The 22,849-nt window shown below is 31.8% G+C and carries 17 protein-coding genes and 1 tRNA gene; 13 read left to right on the top strand and 5 right to left on the bottom strand.

The features are described from left to right. Window positions 1-86 precede the first annotated feature (86 nt). Window positions 87-1,019 (bottom strand): bifunctional riboflavin kinase/FAD synthetase, encoded by a 933-nt coding sequence (locus tag GFJ99_RS11510; protein ID WP_153208932.1) that lies wholly within the window; start codon window positions 1,017-1,019, stop codon window positions 87-89. A 186-nt stretch (window positions 1,020-1,205) separates the two neighbouring features. On the opposite strand from GFJ99_RS11510, the gene GFJ99_RS11505 reads away from it, so the two are divergent. The 3 genes from GFJ99_RS11505 to GFJ99_RS11495 all read left to right on the top strand — a co-directional run bounded on the left by GFJ99_RS11505 (window position 1,206) and on the right by GFJ99_RS11495 (window position 9,770). Beyond that, window positions 1,206-4,040 (top strand): zinc-dependent metalloprotease, encoded by a 2,835-nt coding sequence (locus GFJ99_RS11505; RefSeq protein ID WP_153208930.1) that lies wholly within the window; start codon window positions 1,206-1,208, stop codon window positions 4,038-4,040. A 120-nt stretch (window positions 4,041-4,160) separates the two neighbouring features. Then, window positions 4,161-6,998 (top strand): T9SS-dependent choice-of-anchor J family protein, encoded by a 2,838-nt coding sequence (locus tag GFJ99_RS11500; RefSeq protein ID WP_153208928.1) that lies wholly within the window; start codon window positions 4,161-4,163, stop codon window positions 6,996-6,998. Window positions 6,999-7,109: 111 nt separating this feature from the next. After that, window positions 7,110-9,770 (top strand): zinc-dependent metalloprotease family protein, encoded by a 2,661-nt coding sequence (locus GFJ99_RS11495; RefSeq protein WP_153208926.1) that lies wholly within the window; start codon window positions 7,110-7,112, stop codon window positions 9,768-9,770. A 52-nt stretch (window positions 9,771-9,822) separates the two neighbouring features. Here GFJ99_RS11495 and GFJ99_RS11490 read toward each other — a convergent pair whose 3' ends face one another. The 4 genes from GFJ99_RS11490 to GFJ99_RS11475 form a co-directional block, all read right to left on the bottom strand. Then, entirely contained in the window at window positions 9,823-10,305 is a 483-nt protein-coding gene (locus GFJ99_RS11490; protein WP_162524027.1) for a hypothetical protein, read from the bottom strand. Window positions 10,306-10,352: 47 nt separating this feature from the next. After that, window positions 10,353-10,919: an aminoacyl-tRNA hydrolase gene (gene pth / locus GFJ99_RS11485; RefSeq protein ID WP_153208936.1), complete on the bottom strand. Its 567-nt coding sequence runs from the start codon at window positions 10,917-10,919 to the stop codon at window positions 10,353-10,355. A 145-nt stretch (window positions 10,920-11,064) separates the two neighbouring features. Next, on the bottom strand, window positions 11,065-11,667 hold the full coding sequence (locus tag GFJ99_RS11480) for a 50S ribosomal protein L25/general stress protein Ctc (RefSeq protein ID WP_008255053.1): 603 nt from the start codon (window positions 11,665-11,667) through the stop codon (window positions 11,065-11,067). Between the two features lie 49 nt (window positions 11,668-11,716). After that, window positions 11,717-12,658 carry a ribose-phosphate pyrophosphokinase gene (locus tag GFJ99_RS11475; protein WP_153208921.1) on the bottom strand — a complete coding sequence of 314 codons (942 nt, stop codon included), beginning with the start codon at window positions 12,656-12,658 and terminating at the stop codon, window positions 11,717-11,719. Window positions 12,659-12,824: 166 nt separating this feature from the next. On the opposite strand from GFJ99_RS11475, the gene GFJ99_RS11470 reads away from it, so the two are divergent. The 10 genes from GFJ99_RS11470 to GFJ99_RS11425 all read left to right on the top strand — a co-directional run bounded on the left by GFJ99_RS11470 (window position 12,825) and on the right by GFJ99_RS11425 (window position 22,847). Continuing rightward, a tRNA-Leu gene (locus tag GFJ99_RS11470) sits at window positions 12,825-12,904 on the top strand. 251 nt (window positions 12,905-13,155) lie between these two features. After that, window positions 13,156-14,412: a site-specific integrase gene (locus GFJ99_RS11465; RefSeq protein ID WP_153208919.1), complete on the top strand. Its 1,257-nt coding sequence runs from the start codon at window positions 13,156-13,158 to the stop codon at window positions 14,410-14,412. Window positions 14,413-14,497: 85 nt separating this feature from the next. Beyond that, window positions 14,498-15,337 (top strand): RteC domain-containing protein, encoded by an 840-nt coding sequence (locus GFJ99_RS11460; protein WP_153208916.1) that lies wholly within the window; start codon window positions 14,498-14,500, stop codon window positions 15,335-15,337. 116 nt (window positions 15,338-15,453) lie between these two features. Then, a complete protein-coding gene (locus GFJ99_RS11455; protein WP_153208913.1) occupies window positions 15,454-15,756 on the top strand; it encodes a helix-turn-helix domain-containing protein in 303 nt (100 codons plus the stop codon). 172 nt (window positions 15,757-15,928) lie between these two features. Further along, complete coding sequence (locus GFJ99_RS11450) at window positions 15,929-16,810, top strand: transcriptional regulator (RefSeq protein WP_153208912.1); 882 nt, start codon at window positions 15,929-15,931, stop codon at window positions 16,808-16,810. Then, complete coding sequence (locus GFJ99_RS11445) at window positions 16,794-17,453, top strand: ATPase (RefSeq protein ID WP_153208910.1); 660 nt, start codon at window positions 16,794-16,796, stop codon at window positions 17,451-17,453. The genes GFJ99_RS11450 and GFJ99_RS11445 overlap by 17 nt, the downstream gene beginning before the upstream one ends. A 116-nt stretch (window positions 17,454-17,569) precedes the next feature. Continuing rightward, a complete protein-coding gene (locus GFJ99_RS11440; RefSeq protein ID WP_153208908.1) occupies window positions 17,570-18,232 on the top strand; it encodes a hypothetical protein in 663 nt (220 codons plus the stop codon). Window positions 18,233-18,394: 162 nt separating this feature from the next. Further along, window positions 18,395-19,405, top strand: a complete 1,011-nt coding sequence (locus GFJ99_RS11435) for a YafY family protein (RefSeq protein WP_153208905.1) — start codon at window positions 18,395-18,397, stop codon at window positions 19,403-19,405. A gap of 59 nt (window positions 19,406-19,464) precedes the next feature. Then, the gene (locus tag GFJ99_RS11430) at window positions 19,465-21,927 is read left to right on the top strand and encodes an N-6 DNA methylase (protein ID WP_162523968.1); all 2,463 of its coding nucleotides are present in this window, start codon (window positions 19,465-19,467) and stop codon (window positions 21,925-21,927) included. Beyond that, complete coding sequence (locus tag GFJ99_RS11425; protein ID WP_153208901.1) at window positions 21,924-22,847, top strand: hypothetical protein; 924 nt, start codon at window positions 21,924-21,926, stop codon at window positions 22,845-22,847. Before GFJ99_RS11430 ends, GFJ99_RS11425 begins: the two co-directional genes overlap by 4 nt. Window positions 22,848-22,849: the final 2 nt, after the last annotated feature.

The raw sequence follows: 22,849 nt of genomic DNA, 5'->3' as shown, positions 1-22,849 counted from the left end.
TTTTATTGACTAAAAACGGTACTAATCAAAATAGTCGATGTTTTTCAGTGCCCTCATTTGCGTCGGGAATTTTTTTACAAATATTTTTAAATTATCGTTTTAATAAAAGCTATTGATAAGGCTTTGTCGTTTTCAAGTTGGGATTTTAGTTCTTCAATAGAGTTAAATTTTTGTTCTTCTCTAATATGTTTTAAAATTGAAATTTGTAAATTATGGTTGTATATATCTTGGTTTAATTCAAAAAAATGGACTTCTATAGATTGTTCATTGTCTCCAATAGTAGGATTATTTCCTATGTTCATCATTCCGTAAAAAAGGGTGTCGTTTATTTTGCAAGAAACAATGTAAACACCATTCTTAGGTAGTAATTTATATGTTTCAGATAGTTTTATATTGGCCGTTGGGAAGCCAATGGTTCTGCCAATTTTTTTTCCTTCAACAACTTTTCCAGAAATAAAATAAGAATAGCCAAGATATTGATTGGTTAATTTGATGTCGCCTCCTAATAAAGCTTTTCTAATTTTAGTAGAACTAATAGCAATTTCGTCAATTTCTTTGGCGCCAATTTGTGCTACTTCAAAACCATATTTTTCCCCAAATGCAATTAAATCATTAATATCGGCTGTTCTGTTTTTGCCAAAACGATGATCATAACCAATAATGATTTTCTGAATATTTAATTGATCAACCAAAATATCTTTAACAAAATCTTCTGCAGTTAAATTAGAAAAAGCAGCATCAAATGGATGAATAATTAAAGTGTCTATCCCAAAATTTTCTAATAAAATAGTCTTTTCATCAATCGTATTAAGAAGTTTAATGCTTGAATCTTGATTTAAAACCATTCTTGGGTGAGGAAAAAAAGTAAGAACAACAGATTCATAACGACCTTTTTCGGTTCCTTTTTTTAACTTATCTAAAATAGATTTATGCCCTAGGTGAACTCCGTCGAAAGTTCCTAAAGTAAGTATGGTTTTCTTAGATGTTTTAAAATCAAATATCGAATGGTACGTTTTCAAAAGAAATTATTTTTGCAAAGATAAATTGACTTTATTAAAAATTTTAGTTTTAACCAATTAATATTATTTCAAATGTTAAAATATTCTTTTATATATATGAAATTTATTTTGTAAGGCATTGTTATTCAGTTTTTTTAATTAAATTTGAAATCCTAAATTTTATTTTAACTAAAATATTAACCAAAAATGAAAAAAACATTACTATTTTTATTTTCGTCTTTTTTTGCAGTTTGTTCAGTATCTGCTCAAAATGACAACTTTTGGAAAGAAGTTAGTCCAAATGCAAAAATGGTCAAACATCAATCTGTAACAAGAGATGATTTTCCTACAGAATTTAAATTGTTTCAACTAAATGTAGAAACAATTAAACAATCATTATTAAATGCTCCAGATAGAAAAGAAATTGGCGCAACAGGTGTTATTGTTACTATTCCAAATACAAATGGAAAATTTGAACGTTTTGAAATGTTCGAAGCGTCAAATTTTGATGAAGAATTGCAGGCTCAATATCCTAATATTAGAGCTTATGCAGGAAGAGGTTTAGATGATAAAACAGCTCAAGTACGTTTGAGTTTTGGAATCAATTCTTTACAAACAATGGTATTTAGAGCAAATAAACCAACCGAGTTTATGGAGCCTTATACACAAAATGCAACAATATTTGCACTTTACAGTAGAGATAAGGTAAATAAGAAATCACCTTTTACTTGTTTGACAGAAGATGAGCAACAAATTGCTAATCTAAGAAAAAATGCAAATGAAACATTTACGAGTAATGCAAATTTAAGAACATTTCGTTTAGCATTGTCTTGTGTGGCTGAATATTCTAATTATTTTGGAGCTACTAGTGCTGCGCAAAGCGGTCTTGTATTAACTGCTTTTAATAACACGATGACTCGTGTTAATGGTGTTAATAATAGAGATTTTGCTATACACATGAATATAGTTGCGGCTTCTACTAATGTAATATACTACAACCCAGCTACAGATCCTTATTCAGATGGAGCTACAGGTTCAGGTGGTGCGTGGAATGCAGAGTTACAAAACAATTTAAGTGATAATTTAACTGGATTATCTACTTCTTTAGCTGCGAATAATGCAGCTTATGATATTGGACATTTATTTGGCGCTTCTGGTGGTGGTGGAAATGCAGGTTGTATTGGTTGTGTTTGTACTAATGATACAGCTTCAACTATAGATAAAAATAAAGGTTCTGGATTTACTTCTCCTGGAAACAACATTCCTTCTGGAGATACTTTTGATATTGATTACGTAGCTCATGAAATGGGTCACCAATTAGGTGCTAATCATACATTCACACATTCAAATGAAGATAATGCTGTTAATTATGAACCAGGTAGTGGCTCTACAATTATGGCTTATGCAGGAATTACTTCTAAAGATGTTCAAGGAAATTCAGATGATTATTTTCATGCAGGTAGTATTGGCCAAGTTCAAACAAACATGACCGGAAAAACATGTGATGTTGAAACTGCTTTAGGGCATGGAGTGCCGGTTGTAAATGCAGGTGCTGATTATACAATTCCTAAAAGTACTCCTTTTACATTAACTGGATCTGCAACAGATTCTGGAGGAGGCGCTTTAACTTATTGTTGGGAACAATATGATGACGCTACTGGAGCAAGTCAATTATGTAGTATAACTAATTTGTCAGCTGGAGATAATGATTGTGTACCAGTTGGAACAAAAACAACAGGTCCGGTTTTTAGATCGTATCAGCCAACAACTTCTCCATCAAGAACTTTCCCAATATTACAATCTGTTTTAAATGGTTCAGTTAGTACAACTGGATCTGAAATTGCAGTTGAGTTCTTGCCTTCTGTAGCAAGAACATTAAATTTTAGACTAACAGCAAGAGATAATTCAATTGTTGGAGGTGGCGGATTAACTAATTTTGATGATGCAATTGTTACAGTAGCAAATAAAGATGCTTTAACAGTAACTTATCCATCTGTTGCAAATTCAAATGTTTATGCAATTGGATCTACTCAAATTGTAACTTGGTCTGGAACTACTAGTGGAACTACAGGACACCAAACTATTGCGGGTGGATCAACGGTAGATATTTTATTTTCTAATGATGGTGGATTAACATTTCCATACACTTTAGTTGCAGGAACAACTAATGATGGTTCTCAATCGGTAACTTTACCTGCTGGAATTTCTGGAGCAGATTGTAGATTTAAAGTAAAAGCTAGTGGTAATATTTTCTTTAATATAAGTAAATCATTTGCTGTTGGAAACTATACCTACCAACCTCAAGATGTATGTACAGATTATGTTATAAATTTTGGAGGGCTTGCTATTCCTGAAAATTCAACAAGTTTTGTTGGATACAGTGTAACTGTTCCAGATGCTTTTGTTTTAACAGATGCAAATATTAAAGTTGAGTTGACTCATGGTAACTTAGGTTCAATATTTTTAGGAGTTAGACCAGGTCATCTTGCAACAGGAGTTACTCAATTTTTTAATGGTTCTTGTTCAGGTTCTGCGAATATGAATTTAAACTTTGATACATCTGGATCAGCTTTAAATTGTGCCGCATCTACAAGTGGTGCAAATACAATTCCTCCTGGCACAGGTTCAGCTGTTGCTATAGATGGTTTTAATGGTAATTCTGCCGCAGGTAGCTGGGTGATTTTCTTTACAGATGCTGTAGTTGGAGATGGTACTACAGGAACAATTGAAAAAGTAACATTTAATTTATGTAGATCTGAAAATGTAGCAGTACTTGCAAATGAATCATTTGGATTAGATAATTTCACTTTATATCCAAACCCTAACAACGGTAACTTTAACATTCAGTTCAATTCTAATTCTGGAAATGAAATTAAAATAAATGTTCATGATATAAGAGGAAGAGAAATTTATTCTAAATCTTATACGAACAACGGTTTGTTTAATGAAAATTTACAATTAAGCAATGTTCAATCGGGTGTTTATTTAGTAACTGTTCAAGATGGTTCTAAAAAAGAAGTTAAGAAAGTTGTAGTTCAATAATTATAATTTTTTTATAATAATTTTAAAGAGAAGGCTTTAGCCTTCTCTTTTTTTGTGATTTTGTTAAAAAAATAAAAAAAAAAATTATATTTGTTAATTAATTGTAAACTTAACCAGAAAATGAAGAAAAAATTATTTTTATTAACACTTATGCTTTATGGTTTTTTTGCTTTTGGGCAAAATAAGCAACCAAGTGTAAGTCAATCGACAGGAGATTTTAGTGCTTCTGTTTCAAGAGCTAGAACTTTTGCGCCAAATGGCATAGTAAGATGTGCTTCTACAGAGTATACGAAAAGCAAACAAGCTAGAAGAACAGTTCCAAGTGATGATGTTTTTGAAGCTTGGTTGGCTCCTAAAATTGCAGAAATTCAAAGATTAAGACAACTTGGGAGATTGCCTTCGGTTATTAAAATTCCGGTTGTTGTACACGTAATTCATAACGGAGATGCTGTGGGTTCTGGAGAAAATATTTTGGATGGACAAGTATTGTCGCAAATTACCGTTTTCAATCAAGATTATAGAAAATTGACGGGTACTCCTGGTTTTGGTGCTGGAGTAGATACCACTATCGAATTTTGTATGGCTCAGGTTGATCCTTCTGGAAATCCTACTAACGGTATTGATAGAAGAAATTTAGGAATTGCAAGTTTTAATAGTGCTGCGGTAGAAACTGCTAAAGCAAATACTATTTGGGATCCTACTAAATATTTAAATATGTGGACATTTCGTTTCACTGGAGATTTAAATGGTGTTTTAGGTTATGCTCAATTTCCAACCGGATCCGGTTTAGATGGTATGCCTACAGAAGATTGTATTACAGGTGAAGCTTCAACTGATGGAGTGGTTTGTAGTTTTAATACATGGGGTTCTCGAACTATTTTTCCAACAGGATCTTATGGAGGAACTCAGTATGACAAAGGGAGAACTATGACACATGAAGTGGGGCATATGTTTGGTTTACGTCATACTTGGGGTGACGGAGATTGTACAGTTGATGATTTTTGTGCTGATACCCCAAATTGTTCTGCAGATTATTATGCCGGAGCAGGAACTGGCGGATGTATTGCACCAACACAATGTGGTGTTACAAGACAAATTCAGAATTATATGGATTATTCTGATGATGGTTGTATGAATATTTTTACACAGGATCAGAAAGATAGAATGCTTGCTGTATTAATGAATTCTCCTAGAAGAGATGATTTATTAGTGTCAACTGTATGTACTTCCTCGTCTCCATATATTCAATTTAAAAGACCAGTGTGTGAGCAAAGACCTGTAAAATCAGTAATAGAAGGCAATGGTTGTAGTTATACTGAATTTACAGTTCCATTAAGTATAGACAAAGCGCCTTCTGCAAATGCTGTTGTTACATTTATGGTTGATGGTACTTCTGTTGCAAATGCATCAGATATTCAAATTATGACTCCTTCAGTTACTTTTAATGCGGGTTCTACAGCGGAGCAAAATTTAGTTTTTAGAGTTTTAAATGATGTTTATGTTGAAACGGATGAAGAACTTGTTTTGACATTTACCGTTAATGCCAATGGAGGAAATGCATTGGCAAATCCAAATGGAGGTAGTCTTTTTAATTTGAAAATCATGAATGACGATACAGCACTAGCAGCAGTATTACCAGGGCAACAAATTTTCTATGATGGATTTGAAACATATCCAGATTTCACAATTGGTAATGTTGGTGGATGGACAATGCTAGATAATGATGGCAAATCTACATATGTTGATGATACGTATAATTTCCCTAATGAAGGATACACAGGAACTTTTATAGTTTTCAATCCTAGTCAAACTACACCATCAGCTGCGGGTTCTGGTTATGATGCTCATTCAGGAAGTAAAGGCTATTATTGTTATAACGCAGAAACTCCAGCTCCAGCTTTAAATAGTGATTATATCTTTACACCTCAAATATCTTTGGGAACTAATAGTCAATTGAAATTTTGGGCAAAAAGTTTAACTAATAATTACAATGGAGGAGAACGTTTCAAAGTATTAGTTTCTACGACTAACACAAATCCTGCCAGTTTTACTTTAATTTCAACTTTCCCTTACACAATTCCGCCACTAACATGGACAGAGTATACTTATAATTTATCAGCATATAATAATCAAAATGTCTATATTGCAATTCAATGTGTTTCTGCTGATGAATTTGTGTTTATGTTAGATGATGTTGAGGTGCTTTCTGATGTTGCAATTGCTATTGAATCAAATGTGAATACTCCAACTGCAGGTCAAAACATTTTGTCAGGATCAGGTACTGCGGCTTTTATGGATCAAACAACAAGAGATATTGCTGCGAGAGTAACTGTTAATGACGCTAGTAGCTATGGTTGTACATCAGCAGCTGTAACTAGAGCTGGTTCAAGTGCTTTACAATACGGATCATCAGTAAATGTTTTAGATTATGCAATGTCTAAACAATTTACAATTACACCAGCTAGTGTTGTTTCAGGAAATGCAACAATAACCTTCTATTTTACAGAAGCTGAAATTGCAGGTTGGGAAGCTTTTACAGGAAATAATAGATCTTTATTGTATGTGGCTAGAGACGGTGTATCAAGAGAAGTTCAACCTTTAACTATTGGTTCTTTTGGTACGGGGGTTACTTTAACAGCTACATTTACAGGAGGAATTCAAGGAGTTTATTCTTTTGCTAGACAACAAAGTTTACCAACAGATAATTTTGAATTTAACGAAATCGGGTTGTTTCCTAATCCAAATAACGGAACTTTCAATATTCAATTTACACCTTCGTCAGAAAAAACTAACGTTGTGATATTTGATGTAAGAGGAAGAGTTATCTTTGATCAACAATATCAAAACAATGGATTGTTTAATGAATCAATTCAATTAGATAATGTAGAATCTGGAATTTATCTAGTTAAAATTCAAGATGGTTCTAGAAAAATAACTAAGAAAATTATAGTAGAATAAGTATTTTACTTTAAAAGTACTAAAAAGAGAAGGCTACAGCCTTCTCTTTTTTTTTGTAATTTAACATAAAAAGCATAAATTTGTTTATTAACCCAAAAAATAACTATCAAAATGAAAAAAAAATTACAATTTTTTTTAGCAATTATTTTGTTTGTAAACTTAGGTTTTGGACAAGGTAATTTCTGGACTAAAACTTCTGAAGACAAACTGAAAAGTAATGAAAAGATGGATAGAGATGTTCATCCGTCAAGATCTCAATTATTTCATTTAGATTTTAGCGCATTTAAAGAATTACTGTTGAGCGCTCCAATGGAAAATGCAACATTATCATCAAATTTAATTGTTCAATTTCCTGATTTTGAAGGGATTTTAAAGAATTATAAAGTTTTTGAAGCTCCTGTAATGGAAAAAGAATTGTCTGATAAATTTCCTTCAATTAGATCCTATTCGGCTCAAGGAATTGATGATCCAACGTCAACATTAAGATTTAGTATAACTCACTTTGGATTACATGTAATGTCGCTTTCTGGTAAAATGGGTACCTATTACATAGATACATATACTAAAGATTTAAATAATTACATCATTTACAGTAGAAAAGATGTTCAAAAGGCAAGAACCTTTGGCTGTTTTGTTCAAGATAGCGATCCCGCTTTTGAAACAAATAAAGGATATGAAAATCAAATTTTAGTAAATGATGGAAATTTACGTCAATACAGATTAGCGATTTCAAATACCATTGAATATGCAGCATATCATTTAACCGCAGCAGGAACTCCTGCAGGAGCTTCCTTAGCTGTAAAAAAAGGAGTAGTATTATCTGCAATGGTTGTAAGTTTAACCAGGTTAAACGGGATTTATGAAAGAGATATGTCTTTACGAATGAATTTAGTTGCTAATAACGATTTGGTTATATTTATTGATTCAGACAGCTATACTAATTCGCCAACAATGATTGATGAAATACAACCTATAGTTGATGGACTAATTGGTTCTGCAAATTACGATATGGGGCATGGATATTGCACTACAGATTCTGGTATTGCTCAAGTTTCGTCGGTATGTGGATCCGGGAAAGCAAGAGGAATTACTGGAAATCCTGCTCCAGTAGGTGATCCATTTGATGTAGATTATGTTGCACATGAGATGGGACACCAGTTTGGAGCTAGTCATACTCAAAATAATAATTGTAACAGATCTGCAGCTTCAGCATATGAGCCAGGAAGTGCGAGCACAATATTAGGTTATGCTGGAATTTGCGCACCTAATGTTCAAACAAATTCAGATGCTCATTTTCATGCAAGAAGTATTTTACAAATGACTTCATTTGTAACAAGTGGAGCTGCATCTTGTAGAGCAATTAGTGCCAATGGAAATATAGCACCAGTTGTTAATGCTGGGGCAAATTTTACTATTCCTAAAGGCACTGCTTTTATTTTAAAAGGGTCTGCTACTGATGCTAATGGCGATGCTTTGACATATTGTTGGGAGCAATATAATAATGAAGTAACTACCCAGCCACCTTTACAAACAGCGACAACTGGGCCAAATTTTAAATCATTACCACCAAGTACATCACCAAATAGATATATGCCAGCGTTTTCAGATGTATTAAATGGTAATTTAGCTCCCACTTGGGAGGTTGTCCCTAATGTGGCAAGATCTATGACTTTTGCTTTAACTGTAAGAGATAATAGAGCAGGTGGAGGAATGACGAATAGAGATGATATGGTTGTTACTACTGCTAATGTAGGCCCTTTTAGAGTTACTAGTCCTGTTGCATCTACTTCTTGGAACACAAGTAGTTCTCAAACAATTAGTTGGGATGTAGCAGGTACAACTGCTAACGGTATTAATACCGCTAACGTAAATATATTAATTTCAACAGATGGAGGAGCAACATTTTCTACATTAGTTGCAAATACTGCTAATGATGGTAGTCAGTTAGTTACTTTGCCTTCTACACCTGCTTTAAATTGTAGAATTCTTATTGAAGCAGTTGGAAATATTTTCTATGCAGTTTCACCTAATTTTTCTTTAGGGTATGTTGTTACAACAACATGTAACACTTATAGTGGTACATCTATGCCAATTGTTACATCTGCAGGATTTCCTGCAAATCAAATAGGCACCATTAATGTTCCAATGACAGGTCAAATAAGTAGTATTAGTGTGTTTAATAATATCACTCATAGTTATTTGTCTGATGTTGTAACAGATATTAGTAGTCCTGTTAATCCATCTACTTTTGTTAAAGTTTATAACAGATTTTGTGGAGCTACAAATGGTACGTTAAATTTAAATTTAGTTAACAGTGGAGTGGCTGTAAACTGTACAGCAGGTGGTGCAACATTACAAACAGTGGGTTCTGGAGAAAGTTTATCAGTATTTAATGGACAAAATCCACAAGGGAATTGGACATTAAGAGTTTATGATGTTTATACTGGTGATGATGGAAACTTAAATTCATGGGCGATTGAAGTTTGTACTCAATCCATTACTTTATCAAGTGATAACTTTGGATTAGAAAATTTCACTTTATTCCCTAATCCAAATAATGGTAATTTCAATATTCAGTTCAATTCTAATTCTGGAAATGAAATTAAAATAAATGTTCATGATATAAGAGGAAGAGAAATTTATTCTAAATCTTATACAAATAATGGGTTGTTTAATGAAAATTTACAATTGAGTAATGTTCAATCTGGAGTTTATCTTGTAACGGTTCAAGATGGTTCTAGAAAAGAAACTAAGAAGATTGTGAAAGAATAATCTCTTAGTTTAATAATTAAAAAAAAGCGCCAAATTATAATTTGGCGCTTTTTTATTTTATAGTTCCCGAAATCTTTTTAATCTTATGGTCAATATTTAGAATTTCAAATTCTAAATTAAAGGAGGTGGTTTTTTCTTTTTTTTTGAGGTTTAGTTTTCCTTTTATAATAGTGAAAATTCCGGCTTGCCCTTTGCAAAAACAATGCTTCCCAAAAATCATTTTAACTAATTCAAGTTTGTCGTCCTTTAAATTAATTTCATCAAACTGATTTGGGATTTCAAATAAAACTTCTTCTCTATAACTATTGTCTTGGAATGTTGTATCTACCGTTTTGTTATATTCAAATTTAATAATAGAAGTTTTTGAATTATCTGTTAATTCATAATATATGGCACCAGTTGCATCTGTTTTAATATTTAAACTTTTATTTTCGATTAAATTAGTTGTGCATTTTCCGTCATTAGGACAGGAACTACTAGATGTTTTTTTAACAATTGAATTATTAACTTGATTTTTTGCACAATTACAGCTCATGCATAGAAAACTTAAGAATAATACAGCTTGTTTCATATATAAATTATTTATTTTCCATTATAAGTATTCATAGTGTTGTTTAAGCCTGCTAAAGCAAACGATTTTACTATTTCTGAGCTTATTTCAAGACGTTCTTTTAGTTTTTCTTTTTCTTCGGCATCCCATTCTCCTAAAACATAGTTAACTTGTTGTCCTTTTTTAAAAGCATCGCTTATTCCAAATCTAAAACGAGGATATTCAGTTGAGTTTAGTAAAAGTTGAATGTTTTTAAGTCCGTTATGACCACCATCGCTACCTTTTGTTTTAATTCGAATAGTTCCAAAAGCTAAATTCAAATCATCGGTTATGACTAACATGTTTTCTTTTTCAATATTTTCTTTTTCTAACCAATGTTTTACTGCTTTACCGCTTAAGTTCATATAGGTGTTTGGTTTTAATAGTAATAAGGTTCTACCTTTTATTTTGAGTTCGGCAACTTCGCCTAGTTTTACCGTTTGAAACGAAATACCTTCTTGATTAGCAATGTAATCTAAAATTTTAAAACCGATATTGTGTCGCGTATTTGCGTATTCTGAGCCAATGTTTCCAAGCCCAACAATTAAGAATTTCTTCATTGGAATAGTGTCTTCTTGTTTGTTTTTCTTAAATAAAGTTAAAAACCAATTCATGTTGTAAAAGTAGTGCAAAGTTTAGAAAGTTGAAAGCATAAAAAAAGCACCAGTAAAAACTGATGCTTCTTTTGTATAGTTTGTAAAGAAATTATTTTTTCTTTTTTCCACCTTTTTCTGCTTTTGCAGCTTCTTGAGCAGCTTTCATTGCAGCACGAGAAATTCTTACTTGACAAACAACAGTGTTGTCTGGGTGCATTAATTTGAAATTGTTTGTTTCTAATTTAGTTACATACAATTTGTTACCCATTTGTAATTCAGAAATACTTGCTTCAACAAAGTCAGGTAAGTTTTTAGGTAAAGCTTTAACTTTTAAACGACGTTGGTTTAAACGTAAAACACCTCCTAATAAAACACCTGGAGAAGTTCCTGTAATTTTAACTGGTACTTCCATAACGATTTCTTTGTCGTCACTTAAATTGAAGAAGTCAATGTGTAAAATTTTGTCAGAAACTGGGTGAAACTGAATGTCTTGCATAATAACATTATGAGACGCTCCGTTTAACTCAATTACAACTGTGTGCGCGTTTGGAGTGTAAACTAAATCTTTAAATGCTCTTTCGTCTGCAACAAAATGAACTGGCTGATTTCCTCCGTATATAACGCAAGGAACCATTCCAGCATCACGTACGGCTTTAGTTGCCTTTTTACCTACGTTTTCTCTTTCTGATCCTTTAATCGTAATTGATTTCATTGTAAAATATATATAATTAATAAATTCTTATTAAGGTGGTTGTTCTTGATTACATCAAAAATTTACCACTAATTGAGGTGTTATTTTGTACCATATGCATTACTTCTGCAAATAATGGTGCACAACTTACCACTCTTATTTTATTTGATTCTTTTCCTAACGGAATTGAATCGGTAACAATTAATTCTAATAATTTAGAATTTTCTATTTTTTCATATGCTTCACCAGATAAAATTGGGTGAGTACATATTGCTCTAACACTTAATGCTCCTTTTTCCATCATAACATCAGCTGCTTTTGCTAATGTTCCTCCGGTGTCTATCATGTCGTCAACTAAGATAACATTTCTACCTTTTACGTCTCCAATCAACTCCATAGTGTCAATTACATTCGCTTTTTTTCTTTGTTTGTAACAAACCACTACATCAGATTCTAAAAATTTAGAATACGCATAGGCTCTTTTTGAACCTCCCATGTCTGGAGATGCGATGGTTAAATTTTCTAAATTTAAACTTCTCACATAAGGCAAAAAGATAGTTGATGCAAACAAGTGGTCTACTGGCTTTTCAAAAAATCCTTGAATTTGATCGGCGTGTAAATCCATTGTCATGATTCGAGTTGCTCCAGCAGTTTCTAAAAGTTTTGCAACTAATTTAGCTCCTATTGGCACTCTTGGCTTATCTTTTCTGTCTTGTCTTGCCCAACCAAAGTAAGGAATTACCGCTGTAATATGTCTGGCAGATGCTCTTTTAGCTGCATCTATCATTAATAATAATTCCATTAAATTGTCTGCACTTGGAAATGTAGAACAAACTAGGAATACGCGCAATCCTCTTATTGATTCTTCAAAAGAAGGCTGAAATTCGCCATCACTATATTTAGAGAACGTAACTTTACCCATTTGAACGCCATACTTTTCAGCAATTTGTTCAGCTAAGTACACACTCTGAGAACATGCAAAAATTTTTGCTTCCGGTTCTTGATACAGCATGTTAATTTATTGTTTAGTAGTTAGTTAGTGTTGTGTCGTGTTAACGAGGTGCAAATTTAGAAATAAAATCGAACTCTGAAAGGATATTTTTAACTATTTTTTTATGAATTGCAGAATTATTTTTTACATTTGCATCCTCTTAATGATAAAATTATCATTTTCCATTGCCCGGATGGCGGAATTGGTAGACGCGCACGACTCAAACTCGTGTACTTAGGTGTGTGGGTTCGATTCCCACTCCGGGTACGATTTTAAGTACAAAATCAACCAAAACCCCTTAAATCATTCGATTTAAGGGGTTTTTTCATTTTCAATCCCTCCAAATTATTCAAGAAATAGCATTCGCAAGGTGTCCAATTAGGTGACCTATTTTGAAAATCAAAAAAGGGTCCCCTAAAATGACGGAAAGCCCAATAAAATAAGGCTGTTCAATCATTAAACATCTTGACTAAATAATAAAGAATTAGTAAATTATTTAATCAAAAGGTTACCAGACTATGAATGCAAAAATCTCTTCAACATTTATTTTGAAGTCCGCTAAAACGACTTCAAAAGGACTAATTCCAATTTACATGAGAGTTACTGTAGATGGAAAACGATTCGAAATTTCTACCCAAAAACAAGTAGAAAAATCCAAATGGTCAACTGAAATGCGCAAAATGAAAGGAAATTCAGAAGAAGCTCGTTCAGTGAATGAATATCTAACATTGTTAAGCAACAAATTGTTTGAAGCTCAAAAACAACTACTTCTGGAGAATGAAGTAATCACATTTGAAACATTACGAAATAAATTATTTGGTAAAGAAGAAAAAGCAATCACCATTGTAAAGGTGTTTAAAGACCACAACGATAAAATGGATAAACTTATTGGAACTGAATATTCCTATAACACTTGGAAGAATTTCAAAACTACTTTGTCACATTTTGAAAAGTATCTTGTAGGGAGTTATAATGTTTCGGATGTTCCTGTTAAGAAAATAGATTTTGCAATGATGACCGGATTTGATTTTTATCTAAGATCTACTTTGAAGTGCAACAACAATACGACTATTAAATATGTAAAAAGTGTCGGTAAAATCATCAATATCTGTCTTGATAATGGTTGGATAGAAAAAGACCCACTATCTAACTACAAAGCCAAACTCAAAGTTGTAGAGAGAGAATATTTAACCGAGCTTGAAATTGAAAGTATGTTGAACAAACAATTCGTGATACCTAGATTAGAACTTGTAAGAGACATTTTTGTTTTTAGTTGTTTTACAGGTTTAGCTTATGTGGATGTACAGCAGCTTAAAAAGGAAAATATTAGTATTGGGATTGATGGTAGTAAATGGATTTTTAAAAATCGTCAAAAGACAGATATAGCTTCAAAAATTCCATTGTTACCAGTTGCAGAAATGATTATTGATAAATATTCTGAGAATCCAGTTTGTTTGAACACAGGTAGTATTCTTCCTATTCTCTCTAACCAAAAAATGAATGCTTACTTAAAAGAAATTGCTGATGTATGCGGAATCAACAAAGAGTTAACTTTTCATATTGCACGACACACTTTTGCAACAACTGTAACATTGAGTAATGGTGTTCCAATCGAAACCGTAAGCAAAATGCTAGGACATACTAACCTAAAAACAACGCAGCATTATGCTAAGATTTTGGATAAGAAAATCAGTGAGGATATGCTAATTTTGAAGGATAAATTTAAAAGTTTGCATAAACAGGAAAACAATGAAAAGGTAAGTTTGACTTTATAGGAAAACTTTTAATTTTTTAACATTTTACTTGCAATATTATTAATAGATTTTAGTTTTATTTGACAAACTAAAATCTATTTTTTTTATGATAGCAAGTATAAAAAACAATTGTTTGGTAGATTTTGAACACGAATTAAGTCTAATCCTTAACACCTATTCAAATGAAGTAGAAAAAGCAAAAAAAATTATTATTTTCATTGAAGACATTCTAAAACAATTAACCGACTGGCTAAAAAATCATGTCTTCGAAACCACTCAAGAAGAAATCAAATTCTTCAAAGAAATCAAACCGAATATTGTAGCCAAACTGATTTTCTATAAAGAAATACTCTTATTAGTTGCTACATTACCTTTAGACAAAAATAAACGAGTAAAACACTTTGAAAAAAAGTTGTATGCAATCAACCAATTCCACAGAAAAAACAGAGAATTCATCAAATATATAAAAACCCATTCCACCCATTTTGATGAATTGTACTTTACTAGGAAAAAGTACAAAGACTTGTTTTTGAATGATTGTTCAGTCATAATTCATGATGCAAAATTATGTACGTCTTATGATTATTTACTAGCTGAAGTAATCGCTTTTGAATTGCTTGCGCTACACATTGAAAATCGTATCGATAATTTAAACCAATCATGTGCAATATCTACAAACAAATTTAATTCCAACCTACATTGGACAGCCAAAAAAGTAGATTTAATCGAACTCATTTACGCCTTACACGAAGCTAAAGTTTTTGATAATGGTCAAGCAGATATAAAAGAGATTACCCACGTTTTTGAAAAAGCTTTTCAAATCGATTTGGGTGATAACATCACTAGAAGCTTCATTGATATCAAAAACCGAAAATCGGATCAAACCCGATTTTTAAATCAGTTGCAAGCTGCACTAGAAATCAAAATCGAAAATGATTTAAACTAAAAACAACTAATTTCCCTCAAAAAGCATAAAAATCGTTCCCAAGTTGGTACCAACTTGGGAACTTTTCTTTTTCAAATGCAATTGTTTTGTACCAAATAACTTCAAAACATAGCATTATGAATTTCAATCACAAAGCCCTGTTCCCAGAAACAGACAACATCGAACTGCTAAACCACCAAATGGTAACAAAAAGAGATTTACTAAACTTTGGAAATTTTCTACTTCGTGAAATCAAAAGCTCAACTACTCAAGAAACACTTAACAAACCTTGGCTCAAATCAGCCGAAGTCCGTGAAATTCTAAAAATCTCCCCTGGCACCCTACAAAACCTCCGAATCAACGGCACCCTAAAATACAAACGAATCGGAGGCATCATCTACTACAACTACGAGGATATCGTAAAAATGCTAGAAAAGTAATATGGAGAAAACACAAACACCTGCAACGGCACTTGTGAAGTATGTATCTGCAAATCTCATACACAAAGTTGTCATACTGAGCTTGCCAAAGTATCTCCTGCAAAGTAGGCTAACCCTTGAATGCAGTTCAAGCAGCGCTTATCACTAATTACTATTCACTAATCACTCATTCATGAACTACATCAAACACCTGACCGGCTTCTTCGAAAAAGTAAGCGCCGATTACGACCTCAACCCAACACACATAAGCCTCTATATGGCCATATTTCAACTATGGAACCAAAACCGTTTTCAAAATCCAATTAGCATTTCACGTGATGAATTGATGCGCATCAGCAAAATTGCATCAACAGCAACCTACCACAAATGCATGAAAGATTTAACCGAAAGAGAATACGTGATTTATAAACCATCATTCAACCCATTTAAAGGTTCCATTTTGGAAGTCTGCAACCTAGATTTTTTCACCAAACCAGTTCCAAAAAAAGAACTAAAAAAGCGTGCAACCAAGTCAAAAAATGACCAAGCCATTGAACAGGTTGATGAACAGGTTACTAAACAAGCGCTGAACAAGCATCAAACAAGCTCTAAACATGTACCTTATATAAACAATATAAACAATACAAACATTATAAACATAGCTAAGCAAGAAATTTCAAAAAATGAAAAAAAATTGATTTCAGGAAATTCAAATTTTGATGAGGTTGTAGTAACGGATTTAAAAGAAGAAAAAAAGTTGCGCGAAAAAAAGAAGAAAATAGAAATTAATAAAACTACTCCAAGTCTTGAAGATGCCCAAATCTACTTCCTCGAAAAAAACTTTCCCGAAATCGAAGCACAACGGTTCTTTAACTATTTCGAAAGCAACGGCTGGTTAGTCGGTGGTAGAACCAAAATGAAAGATTGGAAAGCAGCGGCAAGAAATTGGATGCTTAACACAAAGAAGTTTGGAAACAAACCGAATAATTCTGTTAGAACAGAAACCAAAACAATAAACCTCAACCCAAACCACCTTCACGTAACTAATCAAAAAAATTATGGAGAAGCACTTTAATACCATCAAAGACACTTTCGTTATCCAAAACGGAATCAAAGTCTATAACTTCAATTGGTGCTTAAACTACATCGAGTACCAGGGCAAACTCATCTACGGTCGTTATTTCAAAATTGAAGCCATCGACCACCAAACCATTTTCAAATTGGTAATTTATGCTATTCGAGATGAAAAAATGGCTTTAGAGCTCAATTTAGACCTTCGGAAAGGTATTTTATTGTCGGGACCAATTGGATGCGGTAAAACGTCAATTATGGCATTAATTCGACCATTTTTTTACCACAAACACGACTACAAAATTAAAACATGTAGAGAAATATCTTTCGAATTCGCAAAAAATGGCTTCGAATCACTTCATCATTACACCCAAAAAGAACACACGCAATCACGTTTAATCGGCTACTGTTTCGACGACTTAGGAGCCGAACAAAACATCAAACACTACGGCAACGACCTCAACGTCATGGCAGAAATAATAATCTCACGCTATGAAGATTTCGTTCAAAATCAATCCATTACCCACATCACCACAAACCTCTCTGCCAGCGAAATCGAAACCCTCTACGGTAACCGCCTCCGCTCCCGAATGAGGTCAATGTTCAACCTAATTACCTTCAGTAATGAATCCAGGGATAAAAGATAAATTTTTAATGCCATGGGTTTGTCATACCGCGCGAAGCTAGGTATCTCCTACGAAGTAGGCTTACTATTTTAAGCGCAGCTTAAAACCACAACCTGAAACCTTAAACTTGAAACAAAATGAACAAACAACTAAACCCTCGCCAAATAAAAACCATCCAAAACTTCTGGAACTGGTTCCAAGACAACGAACAAGCAATTTACCACGCCTACAAACTAGAAATCAACAAAGGCGAAGTACTCTTTCACCTTCAAAGAAACCTCAACTTCGTTTCCAAACGAATTGAATATTTCATTACTAAACACCCACAAGATGAAAACAAATTAAAGGTTTTCATAACAGCTCACGGCTACAGAAAACTATTCCCTAAAATGAAAGAGTTACAAGAAAAAATACCAATCCTAAACTTCTTCTCAGTTCAAGTTTACATAACACCATTAAATCTTGAAATCCCAACACTACCAAGCGATTTGTTAGAAGCAATCCAAAGCACCCAAATCAAATTAGAAGATTACAATGCCGCAACTAAAAAAATAATTCTGACATTGTATTGCAAGGAAAACGATTGGGAGTTGAATAAAAAAAGAATGGAACGTTATGCGTATCTATTATTGCTTTTTACTTTGGGTGAAATCAAATACAAAAAACACATAGAGGACTTCAATTGCGAATTAAATCCTCAAAACACAAACGGCTTGCTAACATTATCAGAATTACCTGAATTCATAGACTATCTTGCTAAAATAAACTACAGTAGAAAACTAAAAATATTCTTTGAGTAAACTAATCTAGTCAAGTTTTTTCAAAATAAGTCAATCTAATTTATTTTATATCAATGATTAAATTTTTTAATTTGTTTTATTATCAATTAATCTTAATTATTGTGAAATAACTTATTTTTAATACTTAAGATTTTTGTAATATTGTATCTTCACCAATTGTTTATGATTACTACTAAACATCAACTAATTAGGTACAATAGACTAGATAGATGCTTTCAAAATTTTGGAAGAGAATATACTATTGATGATTTGTTGGAATTAGTTAATGAAGCTATAATTGAATATGATCCAAAAAGTGAAGGTATTCAAATAAGAACTTTAAGGAAAGATATTAGCTTCATGAAAAGCGAATCAGGTTACAATGCTCCAATAGAGGCAATAAAGGGATCTAACGGAAGTTATTTTTATAGATATACAAATAAAAATTTTTCAATCAACAAGAGTCCTTTGAATGATACAGAAGCAGAACAGCTGAAAAACGCAGTTTCGATTTTAACACGTTTTGAAGGAAGTCCAGAGTTTGAATGGGTAAATCAACTTGGACCATTATTGAATGATAAATTTGGTTTAAAAAATCAGGATAAAAAGGTAATGTCATTAGAATCAAATATTGATTATAAAGGTTACGATTACATTACGCTATTGTTTAATGCAATAATTAATAAGACGGTTCTTAAAATAAATTACGAACCATTTGGGAAAGAACCATACGATATAATTTTTCATCCTTACTTCTTAAAGCAATACAACAACCGTTGGTTTGTTTTTGGATACAATGAATTCAATCAAAACCCACATTGGAATTTAGCATTAGATAGAATCAATGGAAATATTGAAACTATCAAAGAAAAATATAGAAATGATGATACCGACTGGCAAGATTTCTTTGATGATATTATTGGTGTTTCTAAAAACATAGACAGTAAAATGGAGGAGGTCAAATTGGTATTTAATAAAGAACAAGCACCTTATATAGAAACCAAGCCACTGCATTGGTCACAAAAAAACAAGTATCTTGATGACGGTTCATTAGAAATAAGAATAAAAGTGATGCTAAATTATGAACTTGAAATGAGAATACTTTCCTTTGGTGAAAAGGTAAAAGTATTAGCTCCAGAAGTTTTAGCAACTAAAATTAAAGAACGAATTATAGAACAATTAAGCAATTATTAAACTGTGCACACATAATGCACAATTCTGATATACATTTGCAGAGAAGTTTAAAATCAACTATGAATAAAGCATATTACAATAGCGACCGAGTTAAGAATATATCAAACGAGATATGGCGCATTTTTGATTATTTAAGAACCTCTATTCCTGCTGAAGATTTACATGTGCTTCTCTTTTTTCTCTCTGGATATAAAGATGGTCTTTTTGATACACTTCAAGAAGAATATATTGACCTAAATAATGATCTAATTGATTACTACCATCGAGATAGAAAATACTACAATATTGCTGAGGTTTACTCATCAATTATTAGATTTATCCCAAGACAAAAATTAAGTGAAATTGTATTACTATTTAATAGAATAAATCAAAATGAGTTACAAGAATTTTTTCCAGAAATTTTTGATTCAATTCTATATAGGATATCAAATGCTCAAGGAAAAAATTCAGGTGAATTCATTCAACCACTTGAAATTAGTCGATTAATAATGAATTTGGCGGACTTAGATAAAAATGCAACAGTTTACAATCCATTTGCTGGATTAGCATCCTTTGCTACATTTCTACATCCTTATCAAAGATATTACGGTCAAGAAATAAATCATCGAACATGGGCTTTAGGCTCTCTACGCCTTATGGCTCATAATCTAGACCATTTTGATTATAAACTCGAGGATTCAATTGAAAATTGGATGAATTTTAGTGAGTTCGATTTAATTGTTGCTAATCCTCCTTTCGGAATTAAAATACCAAGACATTTTACTAATGGTGCAAATTCATCAGTCGAAATGTTCCTAATTGAGAAAAGTTTACAGCAACTTCCTAAACAAGGGCAATTGATTGCAGTTTTACCTCAATCATTCTTATATACTTCTAACAGCAATGAAAAGCGATATAGAGAATATTTAGTTAACAATAATTCGATTGATACAATAATTTCGCTTCCGTCTGGTATATTGAAACATACATCTATTCCTATCTGCATAGTAAAATTTAGAAAATATCCAGTTAATCAAGGATTTATCAAATTTGTTGATGCTTCCGAATTTGCTTTTAAATCATCGGATAAGAAAAGTAAAGTTCTTGATGATTTAAGATTAGTAGAGTATATAAAAGCAAATATTCAAAATGAATTCATTAGAAATATTGATTTTTTACAAATTCAAGATAATGATTATAATTTAAAAGTTAATCGTTATTTAAATGAAGAGGATTTTGATGGTATTAAATTATCTGAAATAGGTACCTTCTTATCTGGAACAAGAAGCGCAAGAGAAAGTGTTGCTAAACTTGTTAAAATTAAAGATTTAAAGGATGATATTGTAAACTTCTATTTAGATTCAAATACAATTGAATTTAAAGAAATACCAAGTAATAATGTTAGAAAAATTGAACAAGACTGTCTTCTTGTAGCAGTTAGATGGAAAACCCTTAAACCAACGTATTTTAAATACCAAGGTGAAGCAATCTATATATCTAATGATATTTTTGCTATCAAAATTGATGAAAATAGAGTAAATATTAATTATTTGATAAACGAACTTAGTTCTGATTATGTAAAGAAACAGTTAGATAGATACAAAATATCTAGTGTTATTCCTATGATTAGAAGAGTAGATCTTTTCAACTTGAAAATTGTATTGCCTTCTTTAGAAGAACAAAATAAAAAATATTTTTATCAAGCTGAAAAATATTTATCTACAAAAGTTGAAGAATTCAATACGGTTTACAAAGAACAAGAAATTAATGTAAATGATGAAAATAGCTTTTTAAGACATCAAATTGCTGGTTCTTTAAAAAATATAAGAGGTGCTTTTGATTTTGTTAAAAGAATATTAGAGGAACAAGTAAAACAACAAATTCCTGATTTAGATAATTTAAAAGCTGACGCAAGATTAGAAACTACTTTGTCTAGTTATATAAATATCATTGATCGTGATTTAATTTCTGTTAATAAAGCCGTTAACAAAGCTGGGGATAAAATTGACCTATTAGATTTAAACATTGAATATTTTGATTTACTCCTATTTATCAAAGAATATGCTGAAAGTCTAAAAATAAGAGCTAAAAACTTATTTACAGTAATACTTGATTTAGATGAAAATGCAATTAAAGAGTATGGCATTTCAGGTATTCAAATTCATGGAGACAAAGACATTATTAGAAAGATGTTTGATAATTTAATAGAAAATGCTGAAAAACATGCTTTTACCAATAGTATCAATAGTGGTAATAAAATCAAAATAGAATTACTATATGATTTTGAAGATGACAATGTTCAAATCGATATTTCTAATACAGGAAACCCACTGCCTGAGAGTATATCTCATGATTCTATGATTAGAAAAGGTAGTTCGTCCGGTAAAAATGCAGGAGATGGTTTAGGCATTTGGTTTGTTAATGAAGTAATGAAAATTCATAAAGGTAAATTTAGTTATACTGACGAAACTGGACCAGAGGGAATTGATGGAGAATATGTAACAACTATGGAATTAACTTTTCCATTAATACAAGCACTATGACAAAATACAAAGTAATTTGGTTTGATGACGAGCATGAAAAGTTTCAACCAATTAAGGATCAGGCAATCTTAGAAGATATTCAATTGATTGGTTATTCAAATTCAAAAGAGGGAATTCCCGAATTAAGAAATAATTACAAAGATTATGATGCTGTTGTTCTTGATGGACTATTTTTTAAGGATAGTGATCATCAAGGAACTGATATCGATGATTCAGCTTTTGGAGAAGTTGCCAAAGTGCTTAGTGAATTAAAAGCACAAAATAAAATTCTGCCTTGGTTCATATTTTCAGGACAGAAATCATTTGTAAAAGATAAAAATAGTTTTGTTGAATTATTTAAAGATACTTCTTTTGCTAATGGTAAAGTCTTTGATAAAAATAAAGATGAAGACTTTAAAGAACTATTAGCTGAAATAAAAAAAGCTGCGGATAGTAATCCTGAAAGAAAAATCAAAATTTTTAATTCCGAAGTATTCTCCATCTTTGAAGAAGGCATTTTACCTATTGAAATTGAAACACAATTATTGTCAATTTTCAAAAAACCATTTTACAATGACAAAGCTGAATTAAAATCAATTTTAGTCAACTTGAGAAGTATTCAAGAAAGCATATTTATTAAACTAGAAGGAATTGGTATTTTACAAAAAAGTATGAAACCAAATATTAAATTTAAACATCTTTCAGGTAATATCATGCGAAATAGTTCAGGTGAATTTGTACCAACAACAACTGTATATCAAACACCAGAAATTGAAAGCTTACAAAGATGGATATACTTCACTTGCGGAACTTATATTCATCATTTAGAAGATGAACATTATAATGGGTATTTAATCTCTAACTATGCTGTAAAATCTATGTTTTCAGGATTATTAGAATTACTCCTTTGGTTCAAAAAGACTTATAAAGAAAATATTTAAAA

This window comes from Flavobacterium sp. LMO6 (genome assembly GCF_009495795.1).
Lineage (GTDB): Bacteria > Bacteroidota > Bacteroidia > Flavobacteriales > Flavobacteriaceae > Flavobacterium.
Note: the sequence above shows the minus strand (reverse complement) of the source record. Positions and strands in the feature narration are given on the sequence as shown.